Origin of the sequence: Sphingomonas sp. SORGH_AS_0950, assembly GCF_030818415.1 — a bacterium.
GTDB lineage: Bacteria > Pseudomonadota > Alphaproteobacteria > Sphingomonadales > Sphingomonadaceae > Sphingomonas.
In genome coordinates, this window is record NZ_JAUTAE010000001.1 from 3,248,419 (window position 1) to 3,261,835 (window position 13,417).

General features: G+C 67.4%; 15 protein-coding genes. 8 read left to right on the forward strand and 7 right to left on the reverse strand.

What is annotated here, in order from left to right; translation table 11 throughout:
- Positions 1-317: 317 nt before the first annotated feature.
- Positions 318-1,103: a hypothetical protein gene (locus QE385_RS14595; RefSeq protein WP_307103010.1), complete on the reverse strand. Its 786-nt coding sequence runs from the start codon at positions 1,101-1,103 to the stop codon at positions 318-320.
- Positions 1,104-1,185: 82 nt separating this feature from the next.
- Between QE385_RS14595 and QE385_RS14600 the strand changes: the two genes are divergently transcribed.
- Positions 1,186-2,064 carry a tyrosine recombinase XerC gene (locus QE385_RS14600; RefSeq protein WP_307103013.1) on the forward strand — a complete coding sequence of 293 codons (879 nt, stop codon included), beginning with the start codon at positions 1,186-1,188 and terminating at the stop codon, positions 2,062-2,064.
- A gap of 12 nt (positions 2,065-2,076) precedes the next feature.
- On the opposite strand, the gene QE385_RS14605 is transcribed toward QE385_RS14600, so the two are convergent.
- Complete coding sequence (locus tag QE385_RS14605) at positions 2,077-2,682, reverse strand: DedA family protein (RefSeq protein ID WP_307103015.1); 606 nt, start codon at positions 2,680-2,682, stop codon at positions 2,077-2,079.
- A 113-nt stretch (positions 2,683-2,795) separates the two neighbouring features.
- On the opposite strand from QE385_RS14605, the gene lepB reads away from it, so the two are divergent.
- Together lepB and rnc are read left to right on the forward strand one after the other, a co-directional pair.
- A complete protein-coding gene (gene lepB / locus QE385_RS14610; RefSeq protein ID WP_307103017.1) occupies positions 2,796-3,605 on the forward strand; it encodes a signal peptidase I in 810 nt (269 codons plus the stop codon).
- Entirely contained in the window at positions 3,560-4,267 is a 708-nt protein-coding gene (gene rnc, locus QE385_RS14615; protein ID WP_373424724.1) for a ribonuclease III, read from the forward strand. Before lepB ends, rnc begins: the two co-directional genes overlap by 46 nt.
- A 138-nt stretch (positions 4,268-4,405) precedes the next feature.
- Here the strand turns inward: rnc and QE385_RS14620 are convergent, their stop codons facing one another.
- On the reverse strand, positions 4,406-4,627 hold the full coding sequence (locus tag QE385_RS14620; protein ID WP_307103021.1) for a hypothetical protein: 222 nt from the start codon (positions 4,625-4,627) through the stop codon (positions 4,406-4,408).
- A 134-nt stretch (positions 4,628-4,761) separates the two neighbouring features.
- Here QE385_RS14620 and era point away from each other — a divergent pair, with 134 nt between their 5' ends.
- Entirely contained in the window at positions 4,762-5,658 is an 897-nt protein-coding gene (era, locus tag QE385_RS14625; protein ID WP_307103023.1) for a GTPase Era, read from the forward strand.
- A gap of 183 nt (positions 5,659-5,841) precedes the next feature.
- On the opposite strand, the gene queG is transcribed toward era, so the two are convergent.
- Complete coding sequence (gene queG, locus QE385_RS14630) at positions 5,842-6,891, reverse strand: tRNA epoxyqueuosine(34) reductase QueG (protein WP_307103025.1); 1,050 nt, start codon at positions 6,889-6,891, stop codon at positions 5,842-5,844.
- Between the two features lie 40 nt (positions 6,892-6,931).
- Between queG and QE385_RS14635 the strand changes: the two genes are divergently transcribed.
- Genes QE385_RS14635 through msrB form a run of 3 tightly spaced genes read left to right on the forward strand, consistent with a single transcriptional unit; the run spans position 6,932 to position 9,603 of the window.
- The gene (locus QE385_RS14635) at positions 6,932-7,849 is read left to right on the forward strand and encodes an ABC transporter ATP-binding protein (RefSeq protein ID WP_307103027.1); all 918 of its coding nucleotides are present in this window, start codon (positions 6,932-6,934) and stop codon (positions 7,847-7,849) included.
- Positions 7,846-9,069: an ABC transporter permease gene (locus QE385_RS14640; protein ID WP_307103029.1), complete on the forward strand. Its 1,224-nt coding sequence runs from the start codon at positions 7,846-7,848 to the stop codon at positions 9,067-9,069. Before QE385_RS14635 ends, QE385_RS14640 begins: the two co-directional genes overlap by 4 nt.
- A 39-nt stretch (positions 9,070-9,108) precedes the next feature.
- A complete protein-coding gene (gene msrB, locus QE385_RS14645; RefSeq protein WP_307103031.1) occupies positions 9,109-9,603 on the forward strand; it encodes a peptide-methionine (R)-S-oxide reductase MsrB in 495 nt (164 codons plus the stop codon).
- Between the two features lie 234 nt (positions 9,604-9,837).
- Here the strand turns inward: msrB and QE385_RS14650 are convergent, their stop codons facing one another.
- Positions 9,838-10,347, reverse strand: coding sequence for a CHAP domain-containing protein (locus QE385_RS14650; protein ID WP_307104742.1), 510 nt, complete (start codon positions 10,345-10,347; stop codon positions 9,838-9,840).
- Positions 10,348-10,553: 206 nt separating this feature from the next.
- Positions 10,554-12,410, reverse strand: a complete 1,857-nt coding sequence (locus QE385_RS14655) for a M1 family metallopeptidase (RefSeq protein WP_307103033.1) — start codon at positions 12,408-12,410, stop codon at positions 10,554-10,556.
- Positions 12,411-12,509: 99 nt separating this feature from the next.
- Between QE385_RS14655 and QE385_RS14660 the strand changes: the two genes are divergently transcribed.
- Entirely contained in the window at positions 12,510-12,908 is a 399-nt protein-coding gene (locus QE385_RS14660; RefSeq protein ID WP_307103035.1) for an HIRAN domain-containing protein, read from the forward strand.
- 103 nt (positions 12,909-13,011) lie between these two features.
- Here QE385_RS14660 and QE385_RS14665 read toward each other — a convergent pair whose 3' ends face one another.
- Positions 13,012-13,248, reverse strand: coding sequence for a hypothetical protein (locus QE385_RS14665; protein ID WP_307103037.1), 237 nt, complete (start codon positions 13,246-13,248; stop codon positions 13,012-13,014).
- Positions 13,249-13,417: the final 169 nt, after the last annotated feature.

Here is a 13,417-nt window from a genome sequence, read left to right on the forward strand (position 1 = left end):
ATGGCAAAGGGGGCCGCTTCCGATCGGGAGCGGCCCCCTTTTTCGTTGCACGTTTCCAAGGGGGATCGACGTTCGGTATTTCTTCTTCCCTCTCCCCTGGACAGGGGAGAGGGTTAGCGGAGCTTGTCAGCTTGCTGGCTAGCGCAGCTTGGGTGAGGGGTTGAGCGAGCCCAAGGGCTCGCGCGCTCGCTTTGCGAGCGCCCACCCCTCACCCAGCTCCGACTAAGCCTTTGCTCTCGCAAAGGCCAAGTCTGCGCAACCCTCTCCCCTCTGCGAGGGGCGAGGGAAGGAAAGGCCATCCCGAACGTCGATCGGCCTTATGCTGTGACGGGGGCGCTGGCGTCACGGGGCAGGAGTTTTTGGAAGTCCTGCCAGGAGTCCGTCATTTCCGTCAGTTCGTGGCGTTGCCGGTCGGTCAGCATATTTTGACGACCGGCATCCAAGGACTTGTTCACCAGCGCGACGATCTGCGAAACGCGTGTGTCGGCATCCTCGCCGCTGCGGGCGATGGTGAGGGTCGATGCGGCGAGGTCGGCCCGGATCGGGGTGGCGTCGGCCATGCTGTCGAACACCCGGCCGAGGATCGCGGTGGCTTCCTCCTTATGCTCGGGGGCGATCAGGCGGTCGGCGATTGCGGTCATCTTCATATGCTTCAGTGCGAATTCGGCCGCATAGGTGGTGTCGGTGCGCTGCCCCTGCTGCGGCAGGACGCTCGTCAGCGCGGCAGTGAGAGCCTCGTTCGCCGATGCGCCGTCCTTCAGCATCCCATAGAGCGGGGCGACATCGGCCGCGAAGGGCGCGGTATAGGGATTGGTGACGAGCGTGTTGCCGGTATCGCCCAGATCGATACCCCCGCCGCGCCCGATCACGTCCTGGCGGGCGGCGAGCAGCGCCTTGACCGTCTTGTCATAGGTCACGGGGTCCTGGGGTTTCGCGACGGCCCCCTTCTCCAAGGTCTCCAGCGCCTCGAACGCCTCGCGGGAAATCGAGATGGTGGTCGGCCCCTTCGGCTTGTCGAAAGGCGATGGCGCCGACGCCGGGGCGTCCTGGCCCGACAACGGGCTGAAGCGGATCGGAGAGGCGGACGAAACGGGCGAGATCATGGTCTTTATGACGACCGTTTCATCTGAATCCTAACCGATTTATCTTTGCCGCCGCGCCGCTGCCTGTCATCGTTTCGCGCCTATGACCGCGCTGATCGCCGATTATTACCGCCATCTCACAGTGGACCTGCGACGGTCCGACCATACGGTGCGGGCCTATGTCGCCACGGCCGGGCGGCTGTGCGGCTTCCTGGGCGAGCATTGGGGCGAGGCCATGGACGGCGGGGCGCTCGCCCGCCTGACCGCCGCCGACCTGCGCGCCTATCTCGCGCGGCGTCGCGGGGAGGGGCTGACATCGGCGTCGACGGCGCGGGAATTGTCGGCGGTGCGCCATTTCCTTCGCTGGGCGGGCGCTGAGCCGCCGCCGATGAAGGGCCCGCGCCGCAAACGGACGATCCCCCGCCCCCAGGCCCCCGCCGACATCATGGCGCTGGGCGAGGATGTCGCGGAAAACGCCGCCGAGCCCTGGATCGCCGCACGCGACTGGGCGGTGTTGATGCTGCTCTATGGCGCGGGGCTGCGGATCGGGGAGGCGCTGTCGCTGCCGGCGGGCATCCTGCCGCTGGGCGAGACGATCCGCGTCACCGGCAAGCGCAACAAGACGCGGATCGTGCCGCTGCTGCCCGAACTGCGCGCCGCGATCGAGGCCTATGCCGCGCAGATGCCCTTTGCGGTGGCGGGCGACGAGCCGCTGTTCCGGGGTGCCAAGGGCGGGCCGCTGTCGCCCACGATCATCCGGCGCGCGGTCCAGGCGGCGCGGGAGCGGCTGGGGCTGGCAGCGCGGACGACGCCGCATGCGCTGCGGCACAGTTTCGCCACCCATTTGCTGGGCCGGGGCGCCGATCTGCGCCAGCTTCAGGAACTGCTCGGCCATGCCAGCCTGAGTTCGACGCAAATCTATACCGAGGTCGATGCCGCAAGGCTGCTCGACATCTATCGGACCGCGCATCCTCGCGCCTGAGGCGCGGGCGGATCATCGCTCGCCGCGTGGCTTCCAGGTGAAGACCCGCCAGAGATAGCCGACCGCGATCGCCCCCGTCATCACGATGGCGGCGGGACCGACATAGCGGTCGATCGCCTCGAAATTGGCGCCCAGCCAAAGCCCCGCATAGGCCAGGATGGCATTCCAGATCGTGCTGCCCGCAAAGGTCCAGATCAGGAACTTGGCCAGCGGCATTCGCGTGATCCCGGCGGGAAGCGAGATCAGGGTGCGGAAGGCGGGCATGAAGCGGAACACGAACACCACCCAGCCGCCATGCCGGACGAAGAACTCGTGCAGCCGCTCGACATCGCGCCATTCCATCGTCAGCCAGCGGCCATGGCGATCGATAAAGGGGCGGAACCGCTCATAGCCGATATGGCGGCCGACCGCGTACCAGGCATAATTGCCCGCCGTGGTCCCCGCCGTGCCCCACAGGATCAGCGGAATCATCTCCATCTGCCCGCGCGCGACCGCCATGCCGCCCAGGCCCATGATGACCTCGGACGGGATGGGGGGCAGGATATTTTCCAGCGCCATCAGCAGGAAGATGCCGAAATAGCCGCCCCAGGCGATCAGGTTGAGGATGAAATCGGTCATGCTTGATGGACTGTACCGCCGAACGCAGGGGCGGTTCCCGTATCGCCGAGGCGAACGCGGCGAAAGGGGGAAGCCGCTTGACGAGGCGAGCGGGTTGCGCGAACCCGACGACCATGGCCGACACGTCCCCCTCATCGCCCAAATCGTCGGAAGCGAAGGATACGCTACGCTTCTTCCTGAAGCTGGCACTGTTCGTCTTCATCCTGCGCAGCTTCATCGTCACGTCCTTCGTGATCCCGTCGGAATCGATGCTGCCACGGCTGTTGATCGGCGATTACCTGTTCGTGACGAAGTGGAATTACGGCTATTCGCGCTGGTCCCTTCCGTTCGGCGTGCCGTTGCTGCCCGGCCGTATCCTGGGCCGCGATCCGGCGCGCGGCGATGTGGTGGTGTTCCGCTCGCCGGGGCCCGACGATCATGACGTCATCAAGCGGGTAATCGGCCTGCCCGGCGATACGATCCAGGTGACGAACGGGCAGGTGATCCTGAACGGCCGTCCTGTCCCCAAGCAGCGCGTCGCCGATTTCGTCCTGCCGCTGACCCCCAATTTCGGGCCGACCGAGTGCGGCGCGGCCTATCTCGACTCGGTCGGCGGCCGGTCGGTCTGCCGCTATCCCCGGTTCCGCGAGACGCTGCCGGGTGGCAAGAGCTACGACGTGATCGACCAGGGCAATTTCCCCGATCGCGACGATACCGGCGTCTATACCGTGCCCGCCGGGCGGGTCTTCCTGATGGGCGACAATCGCGACGATTCGGCCGACAGCCGCTTCGCGCCGCCGATGGGCATGGGGATGATCCCGATGGACCGGCTGGAGGGGCGCGCCGCGGTGACCTTCTTCTCGACCGATGGTTCGGCCGAATGGATCAAGCCATGGACCTGGGTGACCGCCGCGCGCTGGAAGCGGATCGGAGAAGGGTTTTGAGCGCGGTGGATGACTGGCTGAAGGCGATCTTCGGCCGCGCGCCCGCCGACACCGCGCCGTTCCAGCGTGCGCTGACCCATGGCAGCCAGGCGGCCGAAAATTACGAGCGGCTGGAGTTTCTCGGCGACCGGGTGCTGGGGCTGGTCATGGCCGAATGGCTGTGGGAGCAATTCCCGAACGAGCCCGAGGGGCAGCTGTCGCGGCGTCTCAATTCGCTGGTGACGGGTGCGGTCTGCGCCGATGTCGCGCGCGACCTGGGGGTGCGCGAGCATCTGCGGCTGGGCAAGCAGGCGCGCGATGACGGCGCGTCGGACAGCGACAATGTGCTGGGCGACGTGATGGAGGCGCTGATCGGTGCCTGGTATCGCGAGGCGGGGCTGGACGCGGCGCGCGGCTTCATCCGCAAGGCCTGGGGCGACCGCGTGCATGCGCAGGGCAAGGCGCCGCAGCATCCCAAGTCGGCGCTGCAGGAATGGGCCGCCGCGCATAATCGCAAGGCGCCCGAATATGTGGTGACGGATCGCTCGGGACCGCACCATGCGCCGCGCTTTACCGTGGCCGTGCGGATCGGTCGCACGGCGGAGGCCAGCGCGAGCGGCGCGAACAAGCAGGAAGCGGAGACGGCCGCCGCCAAGGCGTTGCTGGCGAAGCTGAAGGCCTGAGCGGGGGGAAGGGCCGGGGCGTGGGCTTCGACTTCGCTCAGCCTGAACGGAGGTTGGGGAAGAAGGCCGTTTTGAACAACAGCCGTTCAGCCTGAGCGAAGTCGAAGGCCAAGCCCCGACCCCGCCCAAGCACCGAAATCAACGTCCCCTGGCGGCCGCCGCTTCCTTCCTGGCCTGAACCTTCGCGCGGTGGTGTCCGATCGCGCAACCCGCGACCGCGCCCAGCACCGCATGGCCCTTGCCGACGAAATGCCCGGCGACGCCGCCGACCGCCGCGCCCTTGAGGCAGCCCTTGGCCGAGGCGGGGCCCGCCGCCGTCAGCAGGATCGCGGCCGACAGGGTGGTCATCAGGGTCTTCATGACATGCATTCCTTTGCGAAAACGGAGCGGGGATATGGCCGGTGACGAATGGCCGGGTACTGATCGCGATGTGACGATCCGTCCATGCGGGCTTTTCCTTGCAGGCAGGGCCGCTTCGCCTGTACCGCTGGGGCATGACTGAACAACGTTGCGGCCTCGTGGCCGTCGTCGGCGCGCCCAATGCCGGAAAATCCACCCTCGTCAATGCGCTGGTCGGCCAGAAGGTCGCGATCGTCAGCCCCAAGGCGCAGACGACTCGCGCCAAGCTGCTCGGCGTGGCGATCGAGGGGGATGCGCAGATCCTGCTGGTCGACACCCCCGGCATCTTCGAGCCCAAGCGCCGCCTGGACCGCGCGATGGTCGCCGCCGCCTGGGAAGGTGCGGAGGGGGCCGACATCCTGGCGCTGGTCGTCGACGGCAAGGGCGGGATCGGGCCGAAGGTGACCGCCATCGCGGAGTCGATCGCGCACCGGCCCGAGCCCAAGCACCTGATCCTCAACAAGGTCGACATCGCCGACAAGGCGCGGTTGCTGGGCCATGCCGAAAAGCTGAACGCGGTGGTGGCGTTCGACGAGATCTGGTTCGTCTCGGCGCAGACCGGCGACGGCCTGCCCGAGCTGAAGGCGCATCTGGCCAAGCTGATGCCCGAGGGGCCCTGGCATTATCCGGAGGACCAGGTCTCCGACGCGACCGAGCGCGCGCTGGCCGCCGAGGTGACGCGCGAGCAGATCTATCTCCAGCTCCATGCCGAACTGCCCTATGCCAGCGCGGTCGAGACCGAGGCCTATAAGGAGCGCGAGGACGGATCGGTCGAGATCCACCAGCAGATCCTGGTCGAACGCCCGACCCAGCGCGCGATCGTGCTGGGCAAGAACGGCGTGCGGATCAAGGAGATCGGCGCCAAGGCCCGCGAGGAACTGTCGCGCATCCTGGGGCACAAGGTGCATCTGTATCTGCACGTGAAGGTGAAGCCGGGCTGGGACGAGGATCGCTCGGTCTATAAGGATATCGGGTTGGATTGGGTGGATTGATTATTTGGGGTGGGGGCTCGGTGAGACACCTTGCCCTCCCCCATCCCCTCCCGCTTGCGGGAGGGGCGTGCCTAGCCGCACGGATTTGCGCTTCAAAAAGCGACGCGCTCGTTACTTCTGCAGACCACTCGCCAAGCAACGCACCCCTCCCGCAAGCGGGAGGGGATGGGGGAGGGCCGGGGGCTAGGCACCAACCTCACCCAACCGCCCCAAGGCCCATTCTGCGGCTTCGACGACAACCGGATCGGCATCCCCCAACAACCCCCGCAACACCGGCATCAGCTCCGCCGCCCCGCTATTCCCCGCCGCAATCGCAGCATTGCGCACCATCCGGTTCCGCCCGATCCGCTTGATCGGCGACCCGGCGAAAACCTGCCGGAAACCCGCGTCGTCGAGCGACAGCAAATCCCCCAACTCCGGCGCGGTCAGTTCGGCACGCGGATGGAACGCCATGTTCGCCTGCGCGGCCGCCGCGAACTTGTTCCACGGGCACACCGCCAGGCAATCGTCGCAGCCATAGATGCGGTTGCCCATCGCCGCTCGGAATTCCTCCGGGATCGGCCCCGCATGTTCGATCGTGAGATACGAAATGCACCGCCGCGCATCGAGCTGATAGGGCGCGGGAAAGGCGTCGGTCGGGCACGCCCGCTGGCACGCGTCGCACCGGCCGCAGGTGTCGCGCGCCACCGCGTCGGGCTCCAGTTCCAGCGTGGTGTAGATCGCCCCCAGGAACAGCCAGCTGCCATGCTCGCGACTGACGAGGTTGGTATGCTTGCCTTGCCAGCCCAGCCCGGCCGCCTCGGCCAGCGGCTTTTCCATGACCGGCGCGGTGTCGACAAAGACCTTGAGGTCGCAAGCCCCCTCCTGCGCCAGCCAGCGGCCCAACGCCTTCAGTTGCCGCTTCACCACGTCGTGATAATCGGCCCCCTGCGCATAGACCGAGATGCGCCCGATCCGCCCGTGATCGGCCAGCCGCATCGGGTCCTCGGCGGGGGCATAGCTGACGCCCAGCGAGATGATGCTCTTCACCTCGGGCCACAGGCTGGCGGGGCTCTGCCGCTGGTGCGCGCGGTCGGCCATCCAGATCATCGATCCGTGCCGCCCCTCGGCCAGCCATTGGTGCAGCCGCTCGACGGTCCTGGGCGCGGCGTCGGCATGGGTGATGCCGATCGCGGCAAAGCCCAGTTCGGCCGCCTTCGCCTTGATCCGGGTTTCCAGCTTGTCTTGCGCCACATCAGCCCGCTACCACAGGCATTCAGGGAGGAACAGTTGCGTGGATAATCAGTGGGCGGTCAGCGCCTCGGGCCTCGCCAAACGCTTCGGGGATCGCCGGGTGGTCGATGGGGTCGACATCGCGGTGCCGACCGGCGCGGTGTACGGCGTGCTGGGCCCCAACGGCGCCGGCAAGACGACCACGCTTCGGATGCTGCTCGGCATCATCGAACCCGATGAGGGGCAGCGCACGCTGCTGGGCCATGCCCATCCGCGCGATGCCAGCGACATGGTCGGCTATCTTCCGGAGGAGCGCGGGCTGTACCCGGCGATGAAGGCGCGCGAGGCGATCGCCTTCATGGGCGCGCTGCGCGGGCTCGACTGGGCGACCGGGCGCGCCCGCGCGGTCGAACTGCTGGAGCAGGCCGGGCTCGGCCACGCCGCCGACAACAAGATCCGCAAATTGTCCAAGGGCATGGCGCAGCTGGTCCAGCTGCTCGGCTCGGTCGTGCACCGCCCGAAGCTGCTGGTGCTGGACGAGCCGTTCTCGGGCCTCGACCCGGTCAACCAGGAACGGCTGGAATCGCTGATCCTGGGTGAGCGCGACCGGGGAGCGACGATCCTGTTCTCCACCCATGTCATGGCGCATGCCGAGCGGCTGTGCGACCGGCTGGCGATCATCGCGGGCGGACAGCGGCGGTTTGAGGGGACGGTGGACGAGGCGCGCGGCACGCTGCGCTCCTGGGTCCGGTATCGTCCGCGCGATCCCGTGCAGGTCCTGCCGCCGCTCTTGCCCGCCGATGCGGTGCGCGACGGCGAGGACTGGCGATTCCCGTTGCCCGATGAGGGGATCGAGCCGGTGCTCGGACGGCTGCTCGCGGCCGGGGCCGGGGTGCTGAACCTGTCGATCGAGCGCCCCAGCCTGCACGAAGCCTTTGTCCGCATCGTCGGTGCGCCCGCCGAGGAGATTGCGGCATGAATTCCACCCGCCGCCTGATCCGCCAGACGATGACGATCGCACGCCGCGATTTCATCGCGACCGTCTTCACGCCGATCTTCCTCCTGTTCCTGTTCGCGCCGCTCATCATGGTCGCGTTCAGCACCATCGGCGCGATGGGCGCGGCGCAGGCCGCCGATCACGGCGCCGACCATGTCCGCATCGTCGCGATCGTCCCCGACGCCCTGGCGGGCAGCTTCGTGGAGGCCGACCGGCGGTCGCGCGCGATCTTCCGCCGCGATGAGGAGCCGCCCGCGCTGGTCACCCTTGCCCCGGCACGCGATCCGGCGGCCCAGGCGCGCGCCGCGTTCGAATCGCGGGATTATGACGCGACCGCGGTGCTCTATGGCCCGCTCGACCGGCCGACCCTGCTCTATGGCGCACGCGGCTCGCGCGCGGCGGATTATCTGGCCGTGCTGGCGGGCAGCGCGCTGGCGGCCGAGCGGCTGGGCGGAAAATTGCCGCGCGTCACGCCGACCAAGATCAGCTTTTCGCGCCAGCGCGCGACGCTGGGCGGGCAGAACCAGACCGCGTTCCTGGCGGTGTTCGGCGTGTTCTTCCTGACCCTGTTCCTGGCGGGGCAGGTCGTCGGCACCATGGCGGAGGAACGCTCGAACAAGGTGATCGAGGTGCTGGCCGCCGCCGTGCCGCTGGAGGCGGTGTTCCTGGGCAAGCTGCTGGGCATGTTCGGGGTGGCGGTGCTGTTCGTCGGCTTCTGGGGCACGGTGCTGGGCCAGGTGACGAGCGTCCTTCCCCCGGCGTTCAGCGGGGTGGTCGGCGAATTGTCCCCGGCGGTCGGGCTGCCGATATTCGCGATCCTGTTCGTCAGCTATTTCACCATGGCCTATCTGTTGCTGGGATCGGTATTCCTGACGATCGGCGCGCAGGCGACCACGATGCGCGAGATCCAGATGCTCTCGCTGCCCATCACGATCGTCCAGGTCGGCATGTTCACCCTGACGCTGAGCGGCCTGTCCAAGCCCGACAGCTGGCTGGCACGGGTGGCGGAGATATTCCCGCTATCCTCGCCCTTCGCGATGGCGGGCATGGCGGCGGCGAGCCCCTCGCTCTGGCCGCATGCGCTGGCGCTGGCGTGGCAGGCGCTGTGGGTGGCGATCTTCGTGACGCTGGGGGCGCGGCTGTTCCGGCGCGGCGTGCTGCAATCGGGCAGCACGCGGCCCTTCTGGCGGCGCAAGGGCTGACCCCCTGTCATCGGGCGGCGGCCTTCCTATCTTGGCGGCATGAGCACGCAACCTGCCGATCGCCGCGCCTTTCTCTCGCTTGCCGGTCTGGGGCTGGCGGGGATGGGCCTTTCCGCCTGCGGCCGCGAGGCGGTGGCCGCCGAGCGCTATCCGGTGGCGATGAGCGAGGCGGCATGGCGGCAGAAGCTTGGCCCGGCGGCCTATGCGGTGTTGCGGAAGGAAGGGACCGAGCGGCCTTATAGCAGCCCGCTCAACGAGGAGCATCGCGCCGGTATCTTCGGGTGCAAGGGCTGTGGCCAGCCGCTCTTTTCGTCCAGGACGAAGTTCGACAGCGGCACCGGCTGGCCGAGCTTCTGGGCATCCCTGCCCCGCGCGGTCGGCACCACGTCCGACCGATCGCTGATGATGGAGCGGGTGGAGGTGCATTGCAGCCGCTGCGGCGGGCATCTCGGCCATGTCTTCGACGACGGGCCCAAGCCGACGGGCAAGCGTTATTGCATGAACGGCGTGGCGATGACGTTTCGGGCGGGGTGAGGGGGAAACGGCCCTTCACGCTGAGCGCAATCGAAGCATAGGCTGCGCGCTGGGGGTGGGGTGTTCCCTTGGCCTTCGACTTCGCTCAGGCTGAACGGGGGTTTGGGAGAGGAATGGGGGCAGCTTCCGCCCCGTTCGACCTTATCTAGTCACGCTGTGCGACGTCGAAGCGTATGTCCCGCGTGATGCGCTGGGCTCTCCCGACCATCGTCGATGCGGGCCGGGCGGAAAATCTTACTGGGTCGGGGCCGCGAAGGTCAGGATGCCCGAGACGCGGCTGTCGGTGCGCGAGGCGATCTCGTTGGCGGGCATGGCGCTGCTCGGCGCATGGTCCGCATAGATGAAGCCCTTGGTCGGATAGGCCGACGTGCCCAGGTCGCCATTGGGGCCGTACCACACCTTGACCATCGACCAGTCATTGTCGGGCGAGACGTCGATCGCGCGGACGTCGCGCTCGATGCCGCCGCGGCGCGACCAGTTGGCATGGGTGAGCAGGACTTCGCGGTTGCTGACGACCCGGCTGACCATCGCGACATGGCCGACGCGCATCCGATGGGTCGCTTCGAAGGCGAGGACCGATCCTTCCTTCGGGATGTGGCCGCGCTCGTAACGGCCCTCGGCCTGGCCCCACCAGGTGTTGGCGTTGCCGTGAAGATCGATGCCCGAAATCTCGCGGGCATAGGGTGCGCACTGCCAGAACTGCGCCGCAGCAGGGGTGGCCATCATCAGGCCGCACGATGCCATCAGCGCGAATCGCACTGCAAATGCCTTGAACTTCACATGACCCCCCGGTCGGAATGTCGGTGTGAGTGTCGATTAACCGGGGCTAAACGGGTTGGAAAGCGCAGGCGCAACCATATCCGGTGAACGGTGTTGCGGCGGCGATGACTTGAAAATCCGGCGGCGAAACGAGTTTTTCGTTCCTCGTTTCGCCGCGCGGCAGGCTCGCTTTATCGTCCGAGCAGGCGGTCGACCGTAACCTGGGTCACCGAATGATAGCCGGGACGCGCCTTGTCATAGATTCGCCTGGCCAGCGCCTGGCCCCATTCGCCCTGTCCCTGAAGCTGCTGGAACAGCGGTGCGACGAACTTGCGGCGGCCCTGCGCGGTCAGGAATTGCTCGGCCGACGCCTCGGCGGGCGGATAGCGGTTGGCGAGCGCGAGGCGGAGCCAGGCGAAGCGGATTTCGCTATTGCCCGTCCCGTTCCAGTGGAAACGGCCATCGAGCGTGGCGAGCCGTTCGGCGGACAGCTGGCGGGGCAACTGGTCGAGGAAGCGGACATATTCCTGCGTCGTGACCTTGTCCGGCACCGCCGAGACCGGGCCACCCGCCGCGAAGGCCTTGGCCGCCGCGTCGATCGCGGGAAAGGCGTCGGAGCGGACATGGACCGCATTGGCGGGAATGCCGGGCTGATAGACCCATTGGTCGACGCCGATCCTGGCGTCCTCGCCGGGCTTGAGCAGGTTCTGGCGCAAATCGGCCAGGAACCCGGCGCTGGTCTGCGGCTGGAAGGCATGGCGGTCGAAATAGCCGCGCAGATAGGCGTCCCAGCGTGCGCGCCCGACGACGGACTCGATCGTCCGCAGGAAGGTCGCGCCCTTGTCATAGGCGATCTGGGTCATGCCATCATCGGGATCGCGCGCGGCATTCAGGTCGAGATGCAGCTTGGTGTCGGGCGACTGCGGGCCACCGGCTTCCTTCACCGCGTTCTGCATGTCGGTCCAGGCCAGGTCCGCCTCCATCGCGGCGCGGCGCTTGCCGTACATCGACTCCATGATCCGGTTCTCGAAATAGCTGGTGAAGCCCTCGTTCAGCCAGAAATCGTCCCAGGTCGCGTTGGTGACGAGATTGCCCGACCAGCTATGCGCCAGCTCATGCGCGATCAGGCTGACGAGGCTGCGGTCGCCCGCCAGCACGGTCGGCGTGGCGAAGGTCAGCATCGGGTTTTCCATGCCGCCGAACGGAAAGCTGGGCGGCAGGACCAGTACGTCATAGCGGCCCCAGCGATAGGGGCCGTACAGCCCCTCGGCGGCGGTGACGAACTTGTCGAGCCCGGCGAACTCCCACGCCGCCTTGTCGAGCATCGCGGGCTCGGTCCAGATGCCGGTATGGGCGCTGAGCGGCTTGAACTTCAGGTCGCCGATCGCGAGCGCGATCAGATAGGGGGCGACCGGCTTGTCCATGCGATAGCTGGCGGTGTGACGGCCATCGTTGCAGGGCGTCTCGCCGGTCCGCTCGCCGCTCATCACCACGGTCAGCGCGCAGGGGGCGTTGACGGTGGCGTCCCAGGTCTGGCGGATGCCGGGCGAATCCTGGGTCGGAATCCAGCTGCGGTTGAGGATCGCCTCGCCCTGGCTGAACAGATAGGGTTGTTTCTTGCCCGCCGTCTGCTCGGGCGACAGCCATTGCAGCGCCTTGGCCCCCGGCGCGGAGGCATAGGCGATCTTCACCGTGCGATTGCCGTTCAGCGTGATGGTCAGCGGCGCGCCGTGCACCTTGTCGTTCGCGCCCACGCTATAGGGCAGGGGCCGGTCCTGCGCATCGGTGACGGTGACGATGCGCAGGCCGTTGTCGTCGACGACCAGCTGCCGGGCATCCGGCTTCGCATCGACCGACAGGGTCGCGATGCCGCGCATCACATGGGTGTCGAAATCGGCATAGAGGTTCAGCGAGACATGCGTGACCCGCGCCTCCAGCGGTCGGGCATAGCTGTGCACGTCGCGCGCATCGGGGCTGGCCAGGACAGGCGCGACGGTCGGGGCGGGGCTTTGGGCGGCGAGCAGCATCGCCAGGGCGGCAACGGACATGGATACTCCGGATGGGACAGGATGATTGCACTATAGCCCGCCCGGCCCGGATTGGGAGGGCTCTGGACCCGGGCGGCCGGGATACCCAGTTAGGGGCGCATGGATGAATTGACGCTGGCCGTGGTCGGGATCGACTTTCCCAATGAGGACAAGGCGCGGAGCAACCGGCGCTTCGAACTGCTGGCATCGGCCATCGGCGATCCCGTGACGCTGCGGCCCGAGCCGCGCAACCGGCACGATCCCCATGCGGTCGCGGTATTCAGCGCGCGGGATGTCCAGGTCGGCTATCTCTCCGCCGAACGCGCGCCGCTGATCGGCGCCCGAATCCGGCGTGGCGAGGTGGTGCGCGCCGTCTTTCAGGGGCTAAGCGGATCGGTCGCCTATATCCGGGTCCGCTTCGGGGGCGAGCCGCCAAGCCTGCCGCCGCTACGCCCGGACGCGCCCGCCCAGGGCGATGATTTCTTCCCCGACCCGGACGGCCCCGACTGGGGCGCCTGAGCCCCTGTTACGGGCAACAAAAAAGGGAGCCGAAACGGCCCCCTTTTCCGTGCATGTCACCATGCGATGATGGCCGGGGCGGGCGCCAACCCGCCCCCGACGATCAGTTGCTGTCCGAGTTGTCGTCCTTGACGATCGCGACGACGCCGATGGCGACCACGCCAGCAGCGATCAGCGCGGCGAGGATGCCGCCGCCGGCCAGCTTGTTGCCCTTGGCGGTCGGAGCCGAGGCGCGGACCGACTTGGCGACCGACAGGCTCGAAGCGGCGTTGGTCGGCGCAGCGGCGACCGGAGCAGCGACGAGGGCGGTGGCAGCAACGGCAGACAGGAACTTCATCATATATATTCTCCCATGGCGAACTACAGCCAAGACGCGGCGTTGTTCTTTGTCCCGATAGCGCATACGCTTCGATCCGCAAAATTGTTCCTGCAGCGCATCAATTTTTTGCAAATGCACGGAACCCTTTTGCAACACCCATAAATCATGAAGATTTGTTAACCACTTGGCG